Below are 24387 nucleotides of genomic sequence, written 5' to 3'. Positions count from 1 at the left end.
CCATTTGCGGCAGATCAGAGTAGTATCTTTGCATCGCCAAAAATCAAAAATGAAGGACAATTCAGAACAGAAAAATACAACGCTGCAGAATTTCATCGTGCATGAACAGTACCGTCTGTTACGTCATGGTGTGCTGTTATTTTTTTCACTCGTTATCATCTTTTATTCCAATTGGCAATACGAATACTCCGGTCAGTATAAATTTTACAGGCTATTGTGTGTGTTTACAGGATTGGTAACCATGTGTTACGTTAACATGTTTATTCTGGTACCACTTTTTTTCTTTACTAGGAAATACGTCCTGTATTTTGCCACACTGTCCCTACTGGTAATCGCTTTTCAAAGCCTATTGTCTACTTTATTACGTCGGTTTTTCCATGCGTCAGTAACAGTGATAGACCACGCTGGCTATGATCATGCAGATGCAGGATCATATGAAGGTTTTATTATCCTGCTGCCAATTATTCTGTTGACTACAATGATTAAATTATTTCAGCGCTGGATCAGAGACAACCATCGCATTGCCGAGTTACAAAATAACTCGTTAAGAATGGAGCTTAATGAGTTGAGGAATCAAATTAACCCCCATTTTCTTTTCAACATGCTGAATGGGATTAAAGCATTGATTCGTACGGATCCGGAGAAAGCGGTTACAGTCATTATGACATTATCCGAATTCCTTCGTTATCAGATCTATGAAAACAACGAAGAGAAAACACCATTAAAGTCTGAAATCGCATTTTTATCAAACTTCCTGAGCCTGGAAATGCTCAGGAGGGATCACTTGTCGACAGAAATTATCACTCCCGAAACACCAGGCATACTCAATAATATTTATATACCGGCTAATCTTTTTACCACATTCGTCGAAAATGCAGTGAAGCACAGTGCCGATATCAGCAACAGCGGATCTCACATCAGCATCAAATTAGAGATCGTAGAAAACCAGCTTCATTTCTACTGTACAAATTCTAAGGATATTTATTACGTATCATCCGATCAAAAAAACAGCGGTTTAGGACTAGCGAATATCAAACGCAGACTAACCTTGCTATATGAAGAAGCACATTCTCTTGAGGTATTATCTACCCGGGATCAATTTTCAATTACCTTAAAAATACCAATATGACCTGTATAATAGTTGATGATGAACCACTTGCAAGGGCAGAACTGCAGGCTCTTATCAAAGAAGTGTCCACTGTTGAAATTCTGGGAGAATTTTCCAGTGCCCCTGCAGCCCTTAATTTTCTCACATCAAATACTGTCGATCTTATCTTTTTGGATATTGAAATGCCAATGGTCAGCGGAATTGAATTTGCCTCTCAAGTCAGCGCAACCACACTGATCATCTTTACAACAGCCTACCCGCAGTATGCACTAAAAAGTTATGAACTGGATGCCATAGATTATCTTCTTAAACCTATAGATACAGGCAGACTGAACAAAGCGATCATGAAAGCAGAAGTATACAGAAACATGCTTTCGGACAGTACGGTGAAGAATACAGTTGAAGGCAGCACGAAGGACTTTATTATGATTAAATCAGACCGAAGATTTCATAAGATTAAATTTGAAGAAATCAGATTTGTAGAAGCATTGAAGGATTATGTAGTCATTCATATGATCAACCAAAAGTTAATCACTGCGATGAACTTAAAAACTTTTCATCAAAAACTCCCTCAAGAGGTATTTCTGCGTATAAGTAAGTCTTACCTGGTAAATAAGGACTTCGTTGAATCCTTTGACCATCAACTCATCTATATGAATGGAAATGAGCTTCCCCTTGGAGAAGTATACAAAAAAGATTTCTTTAATAGGTATTCAGGCGGGTCAATCTCACCCGAAATGTAGTTAACCCGCTCAAGTCAGAATATTAATTCACTATACCCCTGAACTTTAAGCTGAGAACTACATGCCTTCGAGAAAATGAATCGTTTTGGCTTCCAGTACCCACTTCGAGTTTAACTTATTTTCACGAGGTAGATAAGGTTCCACATTATAGCAAAATCGATGCCGGCCATTAATTACAAGCCCATTATTCTTAGTTCTCTAAAAACGGGACAATACAGTTCCATACTGCCGGGAAATTTTCAAGAAAGACAGGATGGGCTCCATGTGGAATAATACCCAATTGGCTATTTGGAATCATTTGATAAGTGGCGATGATAGATGGTAGCAACGCATTTTTATCTCTTTCTCCGGCCAAAACAAGAACAGGGCACTTGATGGTATTGAACAGTGCTTTATCGGCAGACATTGTATTGTAAAAAGTTTCAAGTCTCTTATAATAGGCAGGAATTTTAGATGAATCCGGACTTAGTGACATTTGTTGTTTCCAATACAGTGGATCAGCTGCTTCCATTTGTTTTGGATCAAACATAACTCTACGTAACGCTGGGTATTGTTCCCCTGCGCCAATTGCAACCATTTTTCTTACTTTTTGAGGATACATACTTGCCAGTTTATAGGAACTATAAGCCCCATCACTAAAAGCCAGTACCACAACGCTATCTTTGGTTACAGCATCAATTACTGTGGCAGCATCATTTGCTCTTTGCTCATAGGTAACAGCTTCACTACCGGTTTCAGATTTGCCGTGTCCTCTGGTAGACATAGCAATAACTTGATACTTCTTTGAAAGGCTATCAATAAATTGGTGCATTTCGTATGCCGCCCCCACACCGCCCCCATGAAGGATAAGTAGTGGATGACCCTTACCATAAACTTCATAATAAATTCTGGCATCACCAGAAGTCACGTAATGACCAGCTTTTGGATTGTTCCCATATTGAATTTCATTTTTGGGAGATGCGCCTACTTGCGAGAAATACCGTAACGGTGTATTGGATTTTGATTGTTGTGCCTTTACATTGCCAAAAAGAAGGAAAGATAGGACTAGTATTAAAAAATGTTTCATGAAATTTAATGATTTTAATATTATTTGGAAGTCCAAATTTCACGATTCCTATTAAAATAAATATCTGATGTAGTTTAAGAAATAACCTTAACATAGTTTAAGATTAGGTATTCAAAAAGTGTTTGAATGGAACATTGAACCACTCGTGTAAATGAGGTTGAATCATATATGTATGATTTTCAGAAATTACAAGAAAAAAAATTGAGCAAACGAAGCTTTGAAGTGATTGCCCATAATCGGCTCTAACCAAAATATTACGCAGAAATATGAAATAAGGGATTATGAGTATTCCAAGATACAATTAATGAAAGAGCTGAATTACAAGCTTTCTAGCCTAACTGCCTTTATCTTGTAAGGCAAAATATACTTTTTTGACTTACAGAGGCAATTTATGAACTACTTTTGGAACATGCGGAATTACTCCATTACGTATTTGTTACGGTTTCCATATGTCCTAGAATTATCTGCATCAACACGAGTCTGTCTAATAAGCTTATTTTATTATAGTAAAGAAATATAACACAGCACCACTGAAGTGCTGCTTTTGTGGTGTATAAATTACGTTCCATATCCTGCATATCAATGATTAGTGAGAAACGAGCTAACAGCTGGAACTGCTAAGATGGATGTTGATAATGGTGTAGAAACCATTTTTTAAAATATTATTTTAATCTTTATAGCCAAACCTACAATCATTATTCACGTATTATGACAAAAATTGAAAAATTAGAGAAATACATTTCAGATTTTTTTTCAGAACGGTATGAGGATATTGATATATTCTACTGGACCACACATAAAAACCGTCATTACGATATTTATAAGCTGGAACAAGGGACCAAATTGATGGATTTCGTGATAGGAATTCACGGTAACATACAGGATAATTTAAATGCAAAGCATCTTATTCCTCATAAGTTCGTAACACCAGATCGTTTATTTAATTTCTTGACGGCCTTTAAAGCCTACTTGAATGACAAGCAATATTTATTAGACCTCAATATTAAAGGAGAGGATACAGACTATATTATCGTTAAGATTCAAGAAATCAAGGATGATTTGGTCCAAATGATTGACTATTCAAAGCAGCTTTACGACATGGAAGATCGTTTAATTCCTTACCAGGATTTAAGATATAATCTGATAACAAAAAATATACCTGCATTTGTAGACATTTTAAAAAGCATATTAGCGACAGTTTCTTACGCGATTGCAAAAACTCAAGAAGGCTATTTTCATTCTAATATACATCTAATACTTAAATTACTCGGCTTTGAAATTATATCTGAGGAACTCACCAACAATGGTAGGATTGATGCAGTAATTCGTTTCATAGATATTATATACATAATTGAATTTAAATTTAGTAACACTAAAGATTTAAGTAAGTCTGCCTTAGAACAGATTAAAGAAAAGAAGTATGCACAAAAGTTCCTAGTTGAGCATAAAGAAATAATAGGCATTGGCGTTAGTTTTAACGATGTAAATCGAAATATTGATGGTTTCGTTTCTGAAAGATTGTCTATTTAAAAATAAGCACTACTTAGGTTTACAAATCTTCTCTGAGATTAGTAACGAACATCTTATGTTTGGCTCCCCATTCCGCAAGATGTTTCCAAATCGGAATCAAATCTCTTGCAATTCCTGTCAACTCATAATCTACCCTTGGTGGCGCTTCATTATAAACAGTTCTGGTGATTAAAAATTCTTTCTCAAGTTCCTTAAGTTGAAGGATCAGCATGCGTTCTGTAATTCCACTCACAGTATCTCTTAATTCACCAAACCTCAGCTTACCTTCTACTAAAGCATTCATGATCGGAAGTTTCCAGCGTCCACCGATCTGGGATACAGCATAGGTAAGGTCATTTGGAACGATGTACTTCTGTATGTTCACACAGTTCGTCGAAGTAAACTTTATCTTTCCCATTTTTACAACCGTTTTATTAATCTAATGCAAAGGTAGCAAATCACCAGCGACCGCAGCAATAAGCAATTACATACAAATTTGTATGTCACATACATTCAGGTGCAAATCACACTTTTCCATCGTATTGCCCCTACTTTTGCAGCTTTAATCAATATAATTTAATGATGAATAAAGAAAGAATAACTGAACAATCAGCATTACTCCAACAACGTTATGGTAACCAGAGAAAGCCGGACAACATCATCTGGAACAGCCAAATCGAGGCCATATTAAACCATCGTTCTGTAAGAAACTACCTCCCGGATGAGCTTCCTGACGGAGCTATTGAAACAATGATAGCAGCAGCGCAATCCGCATCTGTTTCCGGTAATTTACATCAGTGGAGCGTAGTAGCGGTAACCGACAAAGTATTAAAAGCAAAACTCGCTGAGATAACAAGATTGTCCGATGAGGCACAAGGAAACTATTACATTGAACAAGCGCCGGTTTTACTTCTTTGGATAGCTGATTTGTCCAGAAATAATTTCATATCAAAGTCTGAGGGAGGTAAAGCTGAAATTCATAATTATCTAGACTCATTTCTGATGAGTTCAATTGATACTGCGCTTGCCGCTCAAACTGCTGCAATTGCTGCTGAATCAATTGGCCTTGGTATAGTTTACTTGGGGGCTATGAGAAACCAGGCGAAGGAAATTGCAGATGCGATAGGTCTGCCAGACTACTCTTATGTCGCGTTTGGTATGGTTGTGGGGCATCCCGATCCTAATTTCAACTCCGTCATCAGGCCACGTCCAGTACAAGAAGTAGTTCTTCATTACAACAGGTATGATGCTAAGCGTTCAATGAAAGAACTAGAAACATACGAAGAATCATTCCAGTCTTTTAGGAGTGAAGCGCAAATGAAAAATAAGCAATGGAGTACAATGGTCGCAGATGTAGCCGACAGTTTCAGCTACATGGGCGGGCGTGAGCAACTCAGGTGCGCAGTTGAAGAGCGGGGCTTCAAACTTAAATAGGATTATCATTAATCATATCCACAAATTAGCAATAGTGGTAGATTGTATGATGAAGGGAATTTCTTCAATTTCTACACAAAATATATTGACATAATGAACGAAATAAAATTACTGCAATCTTTTGAGGCAAAAGGTTTAGACCTTAAAAATAGAGTTGTCATGGCGCCATTGACTCGATCCAGGGCTGATAGTACTAGCCTTGCACCCACAGAACTTCATGTTAAATATTATAAACAAAGAGCAACCGCTGGTTTGATTATTACGGAAGGAATAGTCATTAATGAAAATGCAACTGGTTATATAGATGTCCCTGGCATTTATACAAGCAAACAAATACAAGGTTGGAAAAAAGTAACAGATGGTGTACACCAAGAGGAAGGTAAGATTTTTGCGCAACTATGGCATGTTGGCAGGATATCGCATCCAGACTTGTTAAATGGAATGCTTCCGTTGGCTCCCTCTGCTGTAAATCCAAACTTCCAGACGTTTACGAAAAATGGCTTTACTGATATTATAACTCCAAAGGCGATGTTGAGCGAAGATATCGAAAGAACCATCGATGATTTCCAAAAAGCTACGATTAACGCGGTATCTAGCGGTTTTGATGGTGTTGAACTCCATTCCGCAAATGGGTATTTATTCCATCAGTTTTTTGCGAAATGTTCTAATCACCGCACTGACAAATATGGAGGCAGTATCGAAAACTGAGCTAGGTTTCTTTTCGATGTTTTAGAAAAAATAGGTGAAAAAGTACCATTGAATAAAGTTGGGGTACGCTTAGCTCCCGATTTATCAAACACTTATGGAATAATTAAAGATGACGAGACAGTAGCTATTTTTGAATACATCTGTAAAAAGCTGAACAACTATGGATTGGCCTACCTTCATATATCCGGATATTCTTTGGACGAGGAAAATAAAATGAAAGCTATCATCAATACCGCCAAGCATTATAAAAAATTCTACAATGGAACCTACATGATCAATGGTGGATTTACCATAGAAACTGCAAATCAGGCCATAGAAGAAGGTTATGCAGACTTAGTATCTTTCGGGACATTATATATAGCGAATCCAGACTTGGTAGCTCGGTTTGAAAAGGGTGCTGCTCTAAATACTCCTGATCGCCAAACTTTCTATGGAGGTGGCGCTAAAGGATATCTTGATTATCCATTTCTCTCCTGATTCCAAAAATTTTTATGCCCAAGTGTGGATCGTCTTGGGCATAAATAATCATAATTGTTTCTGAGCTTCCCATAATACTACTGGGTTGTTTCATATACACTAACCGAAAATCGAACCGTAAAAATCCCTGTTTTTGAATTGATCGGCAGATTTCAGACAAAAAAACCTCCTTACTTGCGTAAAAAGGGGTTGTACCGGCAGACATATTAAGAACGAACCAATTTTTGGAAGATCTGGTGAAAATCGCCTTAATACCATTAGAAAACATAGAAATATGACACCGAAATTAATAAGACAATTATGAAAAAGGCTTAGTTATTTTAAATGATACAGCTAGAGTAAAAGATTATGAGTCTTCTGGTCTGACAGTCCTATACGGGACAAAAATCTTTGTTTCAGACTTACAGAAGCAATTTAATAACTATTTTTGGAATTGCCAAATTTTGCTCCGTAACGTATTTGTAACGGTTTTTCTATAGTTTGTAGCTCAATATAATTCATTAACTCATAATCAAACCTTGTATATTGGCTGATATTAAGATTCTGTAACCAAAACCTAGGAAACATGGATAGCTAAATTCAATAAAATTACTTTTCATCCTTTAACATTTGCAATACATTCACTATACATTCACTATACATTCACTATACATTAATCGCATTAAGTTTTCCCTAAAATTAATTTATAGTGATCGAAATGAGTTGACTAGAGCACCTGTTTTTAGGCTAATCAGTCGCAATAACTTGATGGTCGCAACTCGCCATCTTTAATCATGCAGATTATAGAAGGCATCTTCCCAATCATCATCACTATCCGTTTTGGCGTCAAGCTCCCTGCCTTTGAGGACTGCCCTTTTGAGCGCATCAAATTGGGCAGTCTGCTTTTTCAGCAGCTTTTCCATCCTGGCCAGCACCTTGTCCATCTTTTCGACCTCCTTGGGCTCTTCCTTTTTGCCAGGGCTGGTGAAACGGATCTTAATGGGAGCTTCATCCCGGGTCAGGATCTCATCTATATATTCCAGCATCTCCCGCTCCTGCTCGGACAAGAGGTTTGGAAACTCAGACCACTCCTTTTCCCTTGTCAGCGCATCCTCGGTAACGCTGGCAAAAACAGCAAGCGCAAAGATGTTCTCCGATGAATTTCTCACCGTTTCCGCAAAATTTCCCCAGGGCCCGTTCTGCTTGTATTCCATGTTGCGCTGCCAGTAATCCAATCCTGGATCACGCTTTCTCAGCGATCTGATTACCTCTACCGCAGAAGACAGGCCTGTCAGGGGCCTTGTTCCCCTTGGAAAATCATTCCGGTTCTGCCATAGTGTTAGGATCATTTCACAGGCCTGCCTGTTCAGCTCCGCTTTCTTTGCCTCTTCCTGCTCCTGTTCGGCCGAGACGATCAGCTCGGAAAGATAATGGGCCATCCAGCCAAGGGTAAGATCACGCTTATCGTGTGCGGAGAAATCCCTGATCAGCTTCTTACCAAGTGCTATAGTCTCCTGAGAGTATTTCAATTCTTCCATTTGCTCTGAATAAATAAATTTTGGTGTATGCGGGATAATATTTGTGCTCGCGTCGTTCCACGCTCCGCTTGATCTCGACCTTTATGATCAGATCCTTTTTCTGGTCCTTCAAGAAAGCTTTCAGCTCTTCTCTGTTCATGCGCAGGCAAACTCCATTGCTCGAAAATTCGCTATAGCTGTCCTTTTCGCTAACAGAAGACCAGCTCCAAAGTTCAGAAATCCTATTCTTCTCGATTGGCTTTCCCCTGTAGCTGTAGGCGAAATCCGCTGAAAACTCACAGCCGCTCCACTGCTGGAAAGCATTGCCAATTCTTATCCTCGATTTGGAAACATCCTTGAACAGCGGATCGTTGTCGTCTATGCCTTCCACCTCTGTCTTTTCCTCCCTCAGCCATCCGTTTATCTTGAACATGGGAAACCTTTCCTTCAGGCTACGGGTCTCATAGCCCTCGTGATCGTCATCGTCCTCCAGGGAAATGTAGTTGTCGTTTGCCGACCTGGTCTGGAAAGATTTCAACAATGCAGGCGCTGTCAGCGGATCTACAAGCCCGGATCGGAGGCTCAGGGATTCGGTGTCCTTTCCGATATAAACCGTAGCGCCCAGGTGCACTACAAGGGTATCCTTCTGTTCCAGCCCAAGTAGCCCATCAAAATCCGCCTGCCCGATGTCCCATTCCCAGTCAGGATTTCCCTGTTGGTCGTTGAGCCAGTATTTTTTCACCAGTGGAGTTGGCTGGTTAAAATCCGATAGCCAGAAATCTTTCCAGCAAGTGGCCCATCCTTCGAGCCACTCCTCCCAGCTTTCCCTCCAGCTATCCTCTACCACCACAAGTTGCCTGCTCTGCAACAGCGTAAAGGCCGCACAGAACATCCCGTGGTATTCGTAGTAGCTCCTGAGGTTTTCTACCCGCGGCTCAGAACCGTGCCGGTTGCCCGTTTCGTTATAATCCGAATCCCGGATATGGTCGTCTTTTCTCACATCTCCCACGTAGCCCCAATGCTCGCTGATGAACTTATCGGCAATTGCGGCTACCGGATAGCTACCAACCCTGAATATCCTTCCCAGCGGCTCGTACCAGTAAGGAAGGGTATCCATGGAATCGAAAGAGAATTTCAAGTCGGTATGCTCCCGGTCTTCGGGATACTCGGTCTGCTGGAGTTTGATGACCTCAAAAGGTGAGGAAAGTACGTTCTCGATTTCATCTCTCTCCACAGCGTCAAATGCCGTTTGCTGATAATTTATGATGGCTCTTGCAGCAAGCTTCGCAAAATATTTGATCTGAGCGTGCGGCAGCTTCCGGTCCCTGATTTCCGCCAATATATAATTCTTCAGCGGCAGCATCACTTCCGGGCTTTCCTGGCAGATGCGTGCAATGGCCACCCACAGATAAAGCTTTGCCGACATCCAGTAGAAAAAATTCTGCTGGTCCTGGAAGGGATGGCAGTCCTGCTGGTCCTGCTGACCCAGCAGCGAGATGATCACATCGGTATTGCCCAGCCTTACCATTCGACGAAGGATGTGGGCAGTGATCCACCTTACCCTCTTTTTAGGGTGCCCCAGGTGATAGCGCAGAAAATTCGCCACCACTTTGGCCGGACTTCCCGATTGCATGATTTCGGAGGCCCCGGTTACCGCATAATCGTCTGGAACCTTCGCAGACCATCTGGACAGTATCCACTCCAACACCTGCTTTTTTTCATCTGTTACGGTGAGCGGATAGACGAAGCTGAGCATTTGATAGAGGACCTTGGATGAAAAACTGTCCAGCTTCTCCGGAATCATCCTGATCAGTCCCAGTGCAAAGTCGCGCTCCTGGATGCCCAGGATCGCCGACAAACGCTTCAAGGAGCTGTAGCTAATGTAATCGTCCGAAAAAAAGATATAAAACCAGCTCTGGACGATCTTGTCAAATGCTATTTTCTTCCAGTCGCCGACCAGCCTGTCATCCTTCCAATTGTCCAAAAGGATCTTCAGTCCATCTTCAAAATCATTGTAGCAAACCCCTATGCCGTCCACCTCTACCAGATCGTCAAGGTAGGTGATATAGTCCCCGGACTTTGCCGTCTTTGTAATTTCGCGGAACAACTGCCGTATGTTTACGTAGGCGTGTTCTTCCCCAGCCCTGATCTCATCAAGAATTGATTTTAAAACACCTGGAGCGACCTTTGCATGCTTTTTCAGCACTTTGGAATACAGCGTCTTTTGCTGCTTGTCGGATTTCTTAGCGTTCTCAGCTTCTTCTTCCGGGAATGGTATGATGATGGCTTCCAATTCTGCAATATACCCTTCCAGGTCCCTAATTATCGCCCTGTCGGTGAACTTGCCGTTTTTGATAAGATCCAAAAATCCTTTCAAAAACGCCGTATTCTTCATTCCCGGCCGGTGCAGTTTCATGTCTGCAATGATCTGCACCAGTGCCTGGTTCTTGAGTTTATGGTCCTTCAACGCATCTATCCTCTTAAATAGCAACCTATGATAATCCGCCAGGCCGTCATAATAGTACCTGTTCATGGCCAGTAGCCCGGTAGCCATATCTGCCGGAATAAATTCCTGCTCCAGTGCAGCAGTGATCAGCTCCATGTAGTGTCGATCGGTGGACCGGACGTACCTATGGTCCCACTGACAGACCACAGCAAAAGCCGTACGGATGTCCAGTTTTGCCAAAGTCGGTACTACCACCTCCCAGGGGAACCCGTCCCAGCTGCGCATCCGCTGGTGGCAGTATTCGGCGTATCTAAAAAATTGGATGGCAAGGTCTGTGTTCTCTAGTGGCGGTATGTGCCTGCTCAGTTCATGGACGCTGCGAATCTGGTCGAAAGCCTCGAAATCGATCTCGGTCGAAGCCTGCACCATTTTATCAAAATAGTATTTTCCAGCCTCCAGCGAGCAGCGGCTAGCGGTTACTGCAGCCCTGGTAAAGTTGTCTATAATCTCCTTCCCCGAAAGATTCGCCAAGTCTATGATCTGCTCGGTATGGGATAGAATGGCCATCACCGTTTCGCGAAGGCGCTCCTTACGCCCCAGCTTTTCACAGATCGAAAGCAACAAATCGATCTCCTTGAGCTCGCCCTTTAGAATACGGTCACTGATCGAATGGAGCAGACCATCGCCTTTTTGATGAAAGGCAATATCCAACAGCTTTAATATAATGAACTTCTGAAGGCCGGGGGCCTCATGTCGCTGGTAGTAGTTGAGCTCCCAGTCGCTGTTGAAATTGGAGAGCAGGCTGCCCAAATTTTCCAACTGAGCCTTCGATGATTGTTTCCTGAAAAAATAGTTTCCCCTAATCTTGTAGGCGGGCAATAGATGCCCTAAGATTCGCTCAAAGCGCTTCACATGGTCCTCTACCTGTGAGCGAACCTTGTGGTCTGTACTTGCATTTTTTTCCTGAAGGCTTTGGGGATAGAAATCCTTTGTCGTAAAGGACTTCTCTTCGAACAAATGTAGGATCAAACCCTTTCTTAGTAGCAGATCCAGTCGCTCCATCTCAGAACGGCCGGCGGAATAAAAGCTAGGGGGATATCCGGGAATCTGAATGTCGATCAGCCCCAGTACGGGCCTAACCTCCTCATAGCGCATGCCAGCAGCGAGGCAGGCCTCACAGCAGGCGACAATGGTCTCCACCAGCTCATCCTCCTTTTTGGATATCCTGAAAAGCAACTCAATATCTGCCAAAATCTTTTTCAGATCGAGCGGAATTTTAACGCCGTTTAAAAAATAGACCTGTACGATCAGCAGTCTCAGATCTATGCGCAATTGGTCGCCATTCTTTTTTAGCCACCGATCCACCTGAACGGTATTGCCCAGGGCAAAAAGATTGTTGAGCAGGACATCCACGACATCGTATACTGCTCCCCTGGGCTTCCACTTGCCGAGCCATTCAATGGCCTTGTCCACGCCAAATAGATGTAGTACCGCCTCAGCTCCAAAAGCAAGATCATAGGTGGTAAGGCGGTATTCCTTGAATTCTTCCTCATCGAGCTTATTGCGGTAGTCTACCCACTCCCTGGCTTTGCGCAGGTGCTGTTTGGCCAAATCCCAGGTCTCTTTCTGCCTGGCATACACGGCTGCATTGCGATAGTGAATCTTGCCGAACCAGCCTGGATTGCCCGACTGGAAGTAGATTTTCTGGTTGGTCTGCAGGTTGCCGTATCTTGCCGCCAGGTCCGGCTTTTCCAGCAAAATTTCCTCGAGCACGCTATTGGTCTTGGCGGCTTCGGCCGATATGATCTGCAGTTTGATGAAATCCTGGGGATCGAATTCGGAAGTGGACATGCGCATGGCCGCCTTGGTCCGTTCGATGAATACCTCTTTGTTTTTTACCGGGTCAAGCGGGTAGCTGAGGTATTTTTTTTCGATTACGATGTCCCTGAGCTCGGCGTACATACCTGATTTGCTCAGAAAATTCGACAGGTGGGTACTGGAATATTCATCTGAAGGGGCAGCTTCCAGCAACTTTAGCGCGATATGTTCATAATCGGACTGGCCGAGCTTGTAGCTTTTTCTCAAGAAAGTTTCAAAATCCTCATCACGGAACGTGAATTCATGGCTATTTTCGAGGATCTCCCGCCAAAGATCTACCCTTATGTCTCCGATCGCGGCCTCGCTAAGACCAGTAGCGTTGATGACAAAGTCCATCGGAACCGGCCGTGGCATGGCAATCAGGTGTTTCAAAAAAGCGGTTACCTGTCTTTTGGTAGCTTTGCGTTCTGCCTCGCGCACACGCAACTTGAAGATCTGTTCCAGGGTCTTCCCGTCTGGTTTGAGTGGAAGAAGTTTGTCGTTGAGGCTTTTACCCGGAAGCTCAAGTGCGTAGGCCATCACCCTAGGGGTTGCATGGGTCAGCTTTTTGAACTCAAGGACTTGCTCTTGCGAAACATCCTGAAAATATCCCTCTAGAAACAATCTGGTCTCCCGATCGGAAAAAGGATCTAGCGGGATGGGCATTGCCTCTTCTGGCAGCTTCAGGGTACCCAGCCTTTCGGTCCTGGCTGACAGAATGATCTTACAGCCTTCGGGAAACTGCATCTCTGAAAGGTCCCTGATAAAGGTCCTGCCATCGTAGAGTTCCGATGCGGTGACACTGTTGTCGGCTGCGTCCAGTATGATGGCGAGGACAGCCTCTGGATGGAGCGCTCGCATAATGGCAAGCGCGGAACTCATCCGCTCCTTTAGTTGTTTGAGATAAAACTCGTCAGGCTTGTCTTCACTAAGCAGCAAACTGGAGCCCGCCTTTAGGGAAAGTTCGTTGCAGATCTGAAGGATTCCGGCTTGGTGCTTGTGCCGGCGATCTTCCGGATCAAGATAACTTCCTCCGCCATAACAGTCGAAAATGACCGACACTGAACCCTCCGGAAGAACGCCGGGGATCATATTGACAAGCGTAGATTTTCCTATGCCGGCACCACCGTGCAGGCAGATGAGCTGGTTCTCCGGTTTGAGCAGCTCTTCTTTAATGGTAACAAGCTGCTCTCTTAGCACCAGCTTTTCCGGCGCTGTAATCTTATTGTTTACTGGAAAAATCGCCGAAATATCGGCGAGTCCGAAGGCAAGGATGACATCCGAGAGTACAACAGTATTGATCTGCTTCTGTTCGGGCATCATCTTTCCCCAGATCAGTTTGTGCAGATAGGTATATTCCAGTGAAGTTTTGAAGGCAGTCCATTTGGTTATAGCCGCTATAATCTGCTGTTCGAGCTGGAACCTAGAGGACTGGTTGCAATCGGACAGGTCAAGCACGCTGATGAAATCCACGAACTGATCCTGATCGAGTTTCGAAGCATTCAGCAGACGGGAAAGATCTTTTTGCTGGCCTGCAGTAAGTTTCGCTTTGAGCTCGCTCATGCTCGTTTTATTTGAGCACTGCTTGCAGATCACCGACTTACAGATCTCCAAAACCTTAACGAGCTTGTCAGCGGCGGGGCGGTTGCTCACCAGTTTTATGATGAGCTTGTCAAGTAATATTGACCTGTCTACCTGAGCTGAAAGCCTGTGGTAGAATTGCGCCAAGCGGTCAATGATCGAGCCTTCCGATCCCCCTTTGCTACTGGTACAGATCCTTGCTGCTGTCCAGTCTTTGTCAGGGGTTCTCGTACTATATTTGAGCTGGGAAACAACAATCTGCTTGGAATCCATGATGCTGGTTCCACCGTAATATTCGGTCAGGTCCACACCCAGGCTCATCCCTCCACCGGTATTCAGGTACGAACTGTCTGAAGTAGAGAGGTTCTCCACCGAAATCGCCTTTAAGCCATTTGGCTCAAAGTTGATCAGCTTTAGGCATTTCTGGATTGACCATAGGATATGAAAGTCATCTCCCGCACTGGATTCCGCGGCATCTGGGGTATTATCTTGGAGCATTGATTTATATTTTGTTCTTCACTGTAAATTTACAGATTATTAATATATTTTCCTATCTGCGGAAATCCACATAACTTGTAACCACGCTCCATGTAATTCCTGCTGATAGAGTGGTATCAGATCGTTGGAAAATTTTTCTCCGGCTCTATCCAGACCTGTAAAGGTCAGGTCCGAAATGGGTATATTTGCGGAACGAAAAAAAATCAACTCCAATTACATGCTTTCACAAAACAAGCTTTCGATCGTGCTGGTGATCACCTTATCACTTGCTTCCATCAGTAGCAGGGCAGTTCAACAGACGGCAGCCGTGCAACAGGTTGTCTCTGCGAATGGAAAAAAAATTGATACAGCCAAGGCCTTAGCCCAACCGCCTGTCGCCTTAAACAACGGACAAAAGATCAAGTCGACCAGCGCCGATCACACTATCCGGGTCAAACTGGAAAATTCTGCAGGCAAAGCAAGCGGTCCGTGGTACAAGGATATACTTCCGGTAATCACACTGGTACTGGGTCTTGTGCTGAAGGAACTCATCGATAGTTGGTCAAATATCAAACGGACAAAAAAAATAGGCAAAAGATGGAAGACCGAGCTTCAGACGCTTGTTAAGCCACTGGAAAGACAGGCCGAGGAAATCCAAAAGTCCATCGATCACCGCACGGCGAACCCAAACGAACCACCCAAGATGGTCAGTATCGCTTCGCTTGAATGCGAAAACTTCGAATCACTCGACAAATCTGAACTGCTGGAATACATAAACCGCTATTACCTCAAGGACTATCAGGAGGCCGTATCGCTGGCGGGTCAGATCAATCTACAGCTCAGCATTATCAAATCCAATAGCCTGTTGCTAAAGGATACCTTTGTAAAGGGGCTGGAAGAAATAGGAAAAAGGAATGATAAGCTGACTGTCAATTTCCAGGAACTCCTGCATGCCTTATACGTATACAAAAACAAATTGTTCAATAAAGGCGGCATGGCAGCACTGGAGGGCGATAAGTTCAAAACGCTGGATTACCTTTATGGAACACAGGTCATGCCCAATCAGCATAATGGAAAATATGACTACCGCGTGCTCAACAACGACTATTTTGCCCCCATGATAAAAGAGCTCGACCGTCTGAGCGCTGATGAAGACACCCATCAAATGGCCTCGAGCACGAGAAAATGCCTTGATAATGTGGTAGGCATTAATATGGAAAGCCTTTACCTGATCACCAATATGGGAAACTTAATGAGATACTTTCAGCAGTCCAAAACCGATTTGGAGGATTTATTGGGTAAACTCGATCTATCCAGAAAAATATTCAGGATCATTTAGTTTTCCGGACAAACCGATATGTAGGGATTTTAACTATTGGCTATAAAAAGATACGCAGCCACGCTTGGAAGGCTAGCTCTTTTTTCCAGGTAAATACGGACATGCTTTAGGAAGTGCACCATCTGGTTTTTTACAGTATTCTTGGAAATATTCAGCCTTTCGGCAATCTGATCTGGGAACTCAGTCCCTCATTGCGACTGAGTTCCCAGATCAGCCTGCGCTGGGTCGGCAGGGCTTGCCACGGCCGCCTCAATCAGCTCAGCCCTCTCCCGGAACACGATCATTCTCATTGCTCACATCGTCATAGTCCAGCACGATCCTGTCCATCAGTTTCTCGTTGCGGGCCAACTTCTTGATGTGGTTCACATTGTAACTTCCAATTCTTCGTGCACGGAATATCTTAGTTAGATCAGGAAAACAAGGGTCTTATATCCGTCCAGAGCCCCTATGGTAATTAATCAACTACTACTATGCCAACCTAAAATATAGCTCTATACGTCTGATTTTCCATAACCACATTTTCCAGAATCATCATTGGCATTTCCAAAATCCTAAATTTTGGATTCCAGCCCTGGAATAATCCACCTATTACAAACTGTTTTCCAGTATTTTAAATCAACGTATATTTGTTGTGTAAATGAGCTTATTCGATATGTTTTATGAGTGATAAACATAGAAGTGTATGTATAAGACGGTCGGCTGTTTGGAAATTGAAATCTTCCAAATTGGTCATGCCATGACAAACGTTGTTTCGAAGATTCCATCCTCTTTGATCTGTGAAAAGAATTTTGAAATAGTTTACTAGGTCTGCATCTAGGGATTCGCTGATGATATTGTCTCGTAGTATATCGTCAAATGTTCTTAAGTGAAATCCACCACCTCGAGATTCTTTTAGGACATTGCCGCCACCAAATTCAACGATATTTCGTATCGCTTCTTCAATCTGAGGAATTATTAAATGAATGGCAACAACAAAATCATTTTCGAAATAGGCATCGAGACCTTTTTCAATAATCTTTAGCCGGTGCTGGTCAATTACAGGACAATCTTTTAATTTCTCCAGGATATCTGAACTATTGAACCCAAACTTGCTAATCATTTCATCAATAAGAAATCTAAGGGTAATTGACTGTATGGTTAGATTATTGCTAATTTCCTTGATTAAGTGTCCGTCGAAATCTTCTTCCAGTGGACCAATAGTTATAATTGGTCTTCCCCTGCTATCAATTAATTGCTGAGTAAATATATAGGATATTGGCGCATTAGCTGCCTTTTTCCTTAAAATTCCTTCTTCCGTTTTTTTTATCGGAACATAGGTGAATAATAGTCTTTGGATTGTATCAGCTAGACCGCCTTTTGTCATACCATCAAGATACTCTTTAATTTTTTCAGTTGGAATATTAAGATCAGTACCAATAGTTTTCATTTCGCTAGGAACTTTATTTCCAAATGATCGGACTTTTAACAGCATTTCTGCAGCCTTATCTTTTAAATGATATTTAGTATAAAGTTTGTATAAATCTTGGGCATTTCCAGCTATTTCAGCAACAGACGCACCTTTTACAGATTGCTCGGAAGCATCAGCAAATTTACAGATAACGCGAAAAACATCTTCTTTCTGACTTCTCTTTCGATAGTAATCAGCAAGTCTTGTGGCCGAATTTTGGGCAGGCCAAATCGTATTTTTAAGTTCATGTACATCGTTCGATAGCAATCTTTCTAGCTTTGCTTCAAGCTCATCAATTATCAATTTCTCTTCGTCCTCTGAAAGTTGCGCCTTTTTGTTAAACATCAACAAATCAAAAGCATGTCCCCAAATACCAGGGAGTAAATCCTTGGAGATAGTATTTTCAAACGTTATTATGGTGTTTTTACAATTTGATATTAGTTCTTTATCACTTAGTAGAATAGCAATTGATAATGCACTTTTAAGCTTTGAAAACACATTGATCTCATTGATATAGTAATTCTCCAATGCAACTGTAATTATTGCATTTATATAAACCCTCGCAATTTCAGGCGCTGGTTGATTTTGAGTCACATATTTAGTAAAATCCCATACTAAACCACTATAACGTGCTATTAAAATTGGATGCTTAGCAATTTTTGCTCTGGTATACCAATAATTTAAGATTTCAGTGTTTACCAATCGTATTGAAGGGGACTCTGTGACGGTTCCGTTATCGTTAGGTATTACCGTCATTGGTCCAAAGTAAGTCCCCCAACCTGTCTTTCTATCTTGATAATCTTCATAGAAGCCAAAAGCCATTAACTCCGCCAAATCGTTGACTGGCAATACACCATTTACTTTAGTATAATTTTTATTTAGTTCTGAATTTAGCTGATATTCTTCGAAATCCTTACGAGATGGATCATCATATTTTTGAAGTATTTGTTGTATATGCATTTTTTTTCAATCGCAAGTTTAACAGGTTTTGGCACATCCAATATAACGATTTATGCCAGAAATTCACTCAAAATAGGCTTCTTTATGACATACTTTCATCTACAATTAACTAATAGCCTTTGGCATACAGTTTGTTTAACATAAATTGATCCAGTGTTGAAATTGGCAGACATGCAAGCTTGCCAAGCTTGTGCTTTTTAAGCGTACGAGTTCGAATCCCGTCTGAAAATAATATCGAAAGAGTCAATATATAAATATGAATAGGCCTAATAAGGGCCTTTTTATATTACAGGCTTTTTATAATATCTTTATTATTGATACCGGAAAAGGGAAACATAGTACGGAAATCTCTCTCAGGCATTTCTCACTCACCAAATATTTTTCCATCATTGAAACAGGCTCTCCATCCGGTCCCAGGAAAGTCCAGGGGATTGAGTCTGTTCTTCATCAATGGAGTGATATACATAAAAGCGAAGTTGTTTATATTGGTGATGCCCCAAGTGACATCACCGCTTGCCGGCAGGTGGGTATCCCAGTTGTAGCCGCAGCCTGGGCAGACAGTGCAGAACCGAAAATATTACAAGCTATGCGCCCCGATGCATTGTTTCTAAACATTGAAGATTTCAGGATTTGGTTATATATTGCTCGCTGTACTTAAGAAGGTACAGTTTTCGAACCATTTTATCGATGATTTGATTTTATTGGCTTCTATAAACCGGAATTTATAATAGGTAGAATTTTTAAAAGCGAAGTATTAGTCACGTAAACCAAATGCTGTCTGCAGACGAAGAATAATACCGTTGTTCAAATCACACACAGTTAAACAGAAGCCGCGATAAAGAGTAGGTGGTCACGGAGAGATGTCGGGAAAATAGTTGACGAGTTTGTACCTTAAATTCTGCCGTTATGTGCTTATTCATATGAATAGTAAGCAATCCAGCTATAAAGTGAATTGATTAAACGGTGAACTAGGGTCATGGGATTTGTATCCAATAAAGTCCTTTTACCCACATGATGTTTTTCGAGGATATCTGCCCTTTTGAACGCAGCCTGCTCATCTCCAAGCACTGCTATCTTTTCAAGTATATCACTGTTGCCATGTGCATAGCTAAAATTCTCGTACCCGGAAAATCCGCGGATCAGACGTTGCAGTTCATTGTAAATATCATTCCTAGGTATTGCGACCTCGGGATCGATGCCATTTAAATGAAGCAGCAACCAAAGCTCAAACACTTCATTACTGAACGCCAGTTTAAATTTTTCCTTTTCCGCTAGTTCAATTGCCCGTTCAAAACGGGCTACTTTCCCATGCGATTTGTCGGAATCGTCCTTATCAAATACCACCCAAACCTCATCAACCTCTTTACCGCAGTTAACAGCCAGAGCATTGCGTTCCCTTACTGCACGTTCAACGATGTCGAGTGGGTCAATTCCCGTACCAACTGCTTCCAGGAAAATGGTTTCGGCAGGTATACGATCCTTGAAACTTTTGAAATATACCCTTTCTGTATGCTCAGCTTCACACACAACTAGGTGCGAATGGTATCATTATAGGCACAGCAAAAGGGCTCGGCGGTATGAGATTCTTTAACACTGTCAGTTTTTATGGTAAGTTGCATGATTCCGGTTTCTGGATTGACGAGCAGTTCGGAATTTTTGGTGGGCATAATATTAATTTCAATTTTGCCTCAATTGAACAAATTGAAATCAACGATCAGTTGACCTACTATGAAAATAAAGGGGGTATACGGATAACAGATGCTTTCTTTTTTAACCTCATTGATGAAGTTGCAGACCGTGGGGCAGCAAGTGAACTGATTAGGGCAATCAACCTGCTGGCTAATGCAGAGAGTATCAAAGAAGCCATCATGAATGCAGAACCCAACCCTTATAAAAAGAAATCGTTCCCAAAAATGATTCTTCCATTTTACAATCTGGCGTTGGAATTGCTCACCGGACGTAGTGATACGAAAGCACTAGCAGCAAAAATTAAGGAACTGGAGACAATACAAAATAGTTGAAATGATTCCTAAACTCAAGCATTAGCCAATATCCAATCAGGCAACTTTTCTCATGAGGTAACAATCTCATTATTATCAAATGAAAAAGGCGCAAAAATCTATCTATCGTATCCAAGGGGAGACCAAGCCTAGGCTCGATTCAGCCTACTTACAAAACGGAAAAGCCACAACATGATCCAAGGTTGAAATTTATTGTATAAGGCTGTCGGTCTCAATAATAAAACATAGGAGAGATATTTCATCTATAAAAATTTCACCCTAAACACTTACCGCTGTGTTATGTGTAGAATATTAACTAACTTTAAAATAAAAAAAACTTGGGAGGAAAACCGATACCTAAACCATCTTTTCTAGATGACTGCATTTCTTTAGGAGCATTTAACGGCGAGAAACGGTGGCGTTCAAAAGACAGCAAACGGCTATTCACCTGGGACTCACTGCACGGAGAGATCGAAGTTTTCAATTCAAGAGGACGCCATATGGCCGTGTACGACCCACAAGGAAATCACATTAAACACGCTGTAAAAGGGAGGAAAATCAATGTCTAATTTCATAGAAGACTGCATACATGGATATGCATTAACCACGGATGTCGATGACTATATCGACCAATGGCATGATGATGATGATGTAAATATTACCCTTTATCATTACCTTGGGATGACGCATAAAGAATATACGCTATTCGTTCAAGACGAAAGCTACCTTCCTATCATCGTTGCCGCACATAAAACAAATACTGATATAGTTTCCCTGATGAAGCATGAGTTTGCTATGGCGGCGAGATCAGATGACACCACAAAATCCCGACAACTTAAAAAGTGGCTCGATAGCGAAAAATTATGGGATTAACTGTAAGCCCGCAAGCACGGATGGCTCGAAGAATTCTAAAAAAACATAATCTAGTAGTTCCATTTGATCTTAATAAATTAGTTAACCAATATGCTAAGGTATATTATAAATCTATACCTATACAAGGAGTAGATGGCGTATGTATAAACCTCAAAAAACCGGGAAAAATCCCTACTGTCATTGTAAATGATGATGCTGTTCAAGTGCGACAAAGATTCACATTAGCTCACGAGCTGGGGCACATCATTATCCCATGGCATTTGGGAACTATAATTGACGAAATCGATATTAACGAAAAGACATCAATTAGAGATAAACAATATTGGATTCTCGAAAGCGAAGCCAACCGATTTGCATCCGAATTGCTGATGCCTATTGACTTCATTCTGGAGCAATTTAATGTGAATCCTGATCCAGAATTTCTCATTGATCAAATCAAGCGCAAATGTGGTGTATCCGAAATCGCAGCAAAAATAAGATTGAACAGCGCTATAACAGAAATAACTGAAATATTGATGCCTGAAGAGAATATCAAGAATTTATTTGCGAAATCTGGTAACGTGGTAGAAATTCAAAGTTCACTTATGGCTAATTCTCCATTTAATTCACTACATATTGCCCGTCACATGTGCAAATATATTCCTGGAAAGATCGCATTCTGTGTTGAAGAAAGCAACGTAGTCAAAGGTTCAGGCGGTACAGATAGTACTCAAGGCTATTATCAATCAGAAAACAGTGACTTTCAACCTACTCCTTTTCCTCATTTTCAGTCTTATCATATCCACAATAACCTCGGAGTCATAACCCATTGGTGGTCATTGGATGTTAAGTTTGCGATAACGGAAGACACCCGAGATTGGCGTGAACTTCTTGACAAAATCGCTTCTGATTTGAATCCAAAAGATGAGGTAGATAAATTCAAAAGGGTTATTAACGGAAAATTATCCGGCTTAAATAGCCAACGCAAGGAGAAGAGCCGCTACATTGAGTTTGATCAATTCTTAGACGAGGCTCTTCACCGCTTCAACAATAAAGAATATGCAAAGATCGCAGCACATCCTGACTTTTTAGCGTTTGTTAGAAAGAGATGCGAAAGTCTTTTTGCGTAGAAATATCTTTACTTTGAAGATTTATATTCTACATCCTGTATGAATAGACTAATTCATTCCTCAATATAAATATTCGCTCAAAATATGAACAATGTTTATATTATCATAGAATTTTAGGTCTTACATTTCTATTGGCATTTTTTGTTTTTGCAACAAAAAATGTCTCGACTTATTCAGCTATTTAACATCACTCATTCAATGACTTGTTCATTGAAGAAAAATCTATATTTTAGACAAAAGTAGATTAACGTAAATTCAAAATGGGAGAAATTTCAAAAAGGACTGGAGAGCTAGGCGAGGAGGCTGCAACCAGATTCTTAGAGCGCATTGGTTGGACTAATGGGCAACAAAACGTATCAATACCTTGCAATGACACCGTGAAACATCCGGGGCGTGAAACGCATGGTATAGATTATCTAAAGTTATATACTTGTCCGTTAATTCAACAACGACTAGTTCACGGTGTGGTGTCTGTCAAAGCGACTCAGAATTATGATAGATATCCCAATTCCAAACTAAAGTCTCATTTAAAAGAATTGTCTTACATCTGTAATTGCTACAATAGATCTAATGTGAAGGGCGATACTTCACAAAACTTCTTAGATAGTGGGGTTATTGAAAGTGAAAGTATTGTCGGCATTTTACTTTGGCTGTCAGGTGACGAAAATGATGAGCAAAGAGATCTTAAAGCGGAAACTTCAAGTGCACAAATAGATGATATTGAGGATTTTCAATTTGAGGCAGCCTATCTTGTCGATCTAAAACAGGCAGAATTTATCTGGACTATACTCACAAATGCAGATCATCAATTTGAAGGATGGGAATTTCTTTATATCGAAACGGGTCTTAATTACCGGGAAGACATCAAGATAAAGACTGGTCCAACCCTTCCGGTGGAATACATAAACGCGAGCGTTATACCTATGAAATATTCAAATACAAGTGGAGAACATATCGTTCTGTATACATCAGAAAGCTTCAATGAGGAAGATTTAAAAAAATATGTTGGTATGGCAAATAAACTTTCAGCTTCATTTGCTGGTTCAATTGAAATCCTATTTCCCAATTATAGAATTAATGGGAACGAAAATAGCGTCCGTACAGTTTTGGACTTTTTTTCAGATCAAAGTACATCTAGTAAAATAAAAATCGGCTCCTACCAAAATAAATTGATTCAATAATGGCAAACACAAAAGTTAATCCAAGTTCATTTATTCCGAGTGGAGAGATGATTAGAGACTTAGCAAATCAGACCTATATTTCTGAGGCTGACATTAAAACCATTCTTCGCAGGAGGGGAATTTTCACGCCAAATAACCAAAAAGAACGTACTGTAGCAATCTTATCGTGCCTACTTCTATCTCCATCAGAATTCGAAATTCTAATCGAAAGACAAACTATAAAAGAAGACACGTTAAAAAGCGCTGGTTCGGGCAAAATTCAATTAAATGAGAACTTCAGGAAAGGCGCATGCTTTGGATTTTGAAGGAGACAACGTTGCCTCATTCGAGTTCTGCCCAGATACTTCTATCCCATTGCCAGAGGAATTGAAATGGATGGATAATAAGGAAGAACTCATTTTTCGCGGAAAAAAGATTGATACAACATTCTTCCTTACAGAAACTAAATATTATGATAACCCTTTGAAATCATTCAACACAGGACTCATGTGTATGCGCAAATCTATACAGGTGCCGGATCAAAATATGCGAAGGTGAATTATCCCAACGTTTTTCTCTGCTAACGATTGCTTAACT

General features: G+C 41.2%; 18 protein-coding genes and 1 pseudogene. 13 read left to right on the top strand and 6 right to left on the bottom strand.

The window, feature by feature from the left end; all coding sequences use genetic code 11:
- Positions 1-49 precede the first annotated feature (49 nt).
- Positions 50-1129 (top strand): sensor histidine kinase, encoded by a 1080-nt coding sequence (locus tag ACSBL2_RS11990; RefSeq protein ID WP_442591937.1) that lies wholly within the window; start codon positions 50-52, stop codon positions 1127-1129.
- Positions 1126-1851 (top strand): LytR/AlgR family response regulator transcription factor, encoded by a 726-nt coding sequence (locus ACSBL2_RS11985; RefSeq protein WP_442591936.1) that lies wholly within the window; start codon positions 1126-1128, stop codon positions 1849-1851. Before ACSBL2_RS11990 ends, ACSBL2_RS11985 begins: the two co-directional genes overlap by 4 nt.
- A 190-nt stretch (positions 1852-2041) precedes the next feature.
- Here ACSBL2_RS11985 and ACSBL2_RS11980 read toward each other — a convergent pair whose 3' ends face one another.
- Positions 2042-2917: an alpha/beta fold hydrolase gene (locus ACSBL2_RS11980; protein WP_442591935.1), complete on the bottom strand. Its 876-nt coding sequence runs from the start codon at positions 2915-2917 to the stop codon at positions 2042-2044.
- A 708-nt stretch (positions 2918-3625) separates the two neighbouring features.
- Here ACSBL2_RS11980 and ACSBL2_RS11975 point away from each other — a divergent pair.
- Positions 3626-4447 carry a PD-(D/E)XK nuclease domain-containing protein gene (locus tag ACSBL2_RS11975; protein WP_442591934.1) on the top strand — a complete coding sequence of 274 codons (822 nt, stop codon included), beginning with the start codon at positions 3626-3628 and terminating at the stop codon, positions 4445-4447.
- A 19-nt stretch (positions 4448-4466) separates the two neighbouring features.
- Here the strand turns inward: ACSBL2_RS11975 and ACSBL2_RS11970 are convergent, their stop codons facing one another.
- A complete protein-coding gene (locus ACSBL2_RS11970; protein ID WP_442591933.1) occupies positions 4467-4844 on the bottom strand; it encodes a winged helix-turn-helix transcriptional regulator in 378 nt (125 codons plus the stop codon).
- Between the two features lie 161 nt (positions 4845-5005).
- Here ACSBL2_RS11970 and ACSBL2_RS11965 point away from each other — a divergent pair, with 161 nt between their 5' ends.
- Both ACSBL2_RS11965 and ACSBL2_RS11960 read left to right on the top strand, forming a co-directional pair.
- The gene (locus ACSBL2_RS11965) at positions 5006-5860 is read left to right on the top strand and encodes a nitroreductase family protein (RefSeq protein ID WP_442591932.1); all 855 of its coding nucleotides are present in this window, start codon (positions 5006-5008) and stop codon (positions 5858-5860) included.
- A 93-nt stretch (positions 5861-5953) separates the two neighbouring features.
- Positions 5954-7045: pseudogene (locus ACSBL2_RS11960) on the top strand (alkene reductase).
- A gap of 767 nt (positions 7046-7812) precedes the next feature.
- Here ACSBL2_RS11960 and ACSBL2_RS11955 read toward each other — a convergent pair.
- The gene (locus ACSBL2_RS11955) at positions 7813-8562 is read right to left on the bottom strand and encodes a hypothetical protein (RefSeq protein WP_442591931.1); all 750 of its coding nucleotides are present in this window, start codon (positions 8560-8562) and stop codon (positions 7813-7815) included.
- Positions 8519-14923 (bottom strand): hypothetical protein, encoded by a 6405-nt coding sequence (locus tag ACSBL2_RS11950; RefSeq protein ID WP_442591930.1) that lies wholly within the window; start codon positions 14921-14923, stop codon positions 8519-8521. The genes ACSBL2_RS11955 and ACSBL2_RS11950 overlap by 44 nt, the downstream gene beginning before the upstream one ends.
- 217 nt (positions 14924-15140) lie before the next feature.
- On the opposite strand from ACSBL2_RS11950, the gene ACSBL2_RS11945 reads away from it, so the two are divergent.
- Positions 15141-16241, top strand: a complete 1101-nt coding sequence (locus ACSBL2_RS11945; RefSeq protein ID WP_442591929.1) for a hypothetical protein — start codon at positions 15141-15143, stop codon at positions 16239-16241.
- 643 nt (positions 16242-16884) lie between these two features.
- Here the strand turns inward: ACSBL2_RS11945 and ACSBL2_RS11940 are convergent.
- The gene (locus tag ACSBL2_RS11940; protein ID WP_442591928.1) at positions 16885-18648 is read right to left on the bottom strand and encodes a DUF4209 domain-containing protein; all 1764 of its coding nucleotides are present in this window, start codon (positions 18646-18648) and stop codon (positions 16885-16887) included.
- Between the two features lie 256 nt (positions 18649-18904).
- Between ACSBL2_RS11940 and ACSBL2_RS11935 the strand changes: the two genes are divergently transcribed.
- Positions 18905-19306: an HAD family hydrolase gene (locus tag ACSBL2_RS11935; protein WP_442591927.1), complete on the top strand. Its 402-nt coding sequence runs from the start codon at positions 18905-18907 to the stop codon at positions 19304-19306.
- Positions 19307-19560: 254 nt separating this feature from the next.
- Here ACSBL2_RS11935 and ACSBL2_RS11930 read toward each other — a convergent pair whose 3' ends face one another.
- On the bottom strand, positions 19561-20175 hold the full coding sequence (locus ACSBL2_RS11930; protein ID WP_442591926.1) for an RloB family protein: 615 nt from the start codon (positions 20173-20175) through the stop codon (positions 19561-19563).
- A 50-nt stretch (positions 20176-20225) separates the two neighbouring features.
- Here ACSBL2_RS11930 and ACSBL2_RS11925 point away from each other — a divergent pair, with 50 nt between their 5' ends.
- The 6 genes from ACSBL2_RS11925 (at position 20226) to ACSBL2_RS11900 (ending at position 24348) form a co-directional block, all read left to right on the top strand.
- On the top strand, positions 20226-20669 hold the full coding sequence (locus ACSBL2_RS11925; protein WP_442591925.1) for a hypothetical protein: 444 nt from the start codon (positions 20226-20228) through the stop codon (positions 20667-20669).
- Between the two features lie 317 nt (positions 20670-20986).
- Positions 20987-21217 (top strand): colicin E3/pyocin S6 family cytotoxin, encoded by a 231-nt coding sequence (locus ACSBL2_RS11920; protein ID WP_442591924.1) that lies wholly within the window; start codon positions 20987-20989, stop codon positions 21215-21217.
- Positions 21210-21521, top strand: a complete 312-nt coding sequence (locus ACSBL2_RS11915) for a hypothetical protein (RefSeq protein WP_442591923.1) — start codon at positions 21210-21212, stop codon at positions 21519-21521. The genes ACSBL2_RS11920 and ACSBL2_RS11915 overlap by 8 nt, the downstream gene beginning before the upstream one ends.
- Positions 21512-22630, top strand: a complete 1119-nt coding sequence (locus tag ACSBL2_RS11910) for an ImmA/IrrE family metallo-endopeptidase (protein ID WP_442591922.1) — start codon at positions 21512-21514, stop codon at positions 22628-22630. The genes ACSBL2_RS11915 and ACSBL2_RS11910 overlap by 10 nt, the downstream gene beginning before the upstream one ends.
- Positions 22631-22890: 260 nt before the next feature.
- Positions 22891-23811, top strand: coding sequence for a GapS4a family protein (gene gapS4a / locus ACSBL2_RS11905; protein WP_442591921.1), 921 nt, complete (start codon positions 22891-22893; stop codon positions 23809-23811).
- A 267-nt stretch (positions 23812-24078) separates the two neighbouring features.
- The gene (locus tag ACSBL2_RS11900) at positions 24079-24348 is read left to right on the top strand and encodes a hypothetical protein (protein WP_442591920.1); all 270 of its coding nucleotides are present in this window, start codon (positions 24079-24081) and stop codon (positions 24346-24348) included.
- The last annotated feature ends 39 nt before the right edge of the window (positions 24349-24387 follow it).

Origin of the sequence: Pedobacter sp. AW31-3R (assembly GCF_052180285.1) — a bacterium.
Lineage (GTDB): Bacteria > Bacteroidota > Bacteroidia > Sphingobacteriales > Sphingobacteriaceae > Pedobacter.
This window is presented reverse-complemented; position numbering and strand designations above follow the sequence as displayed.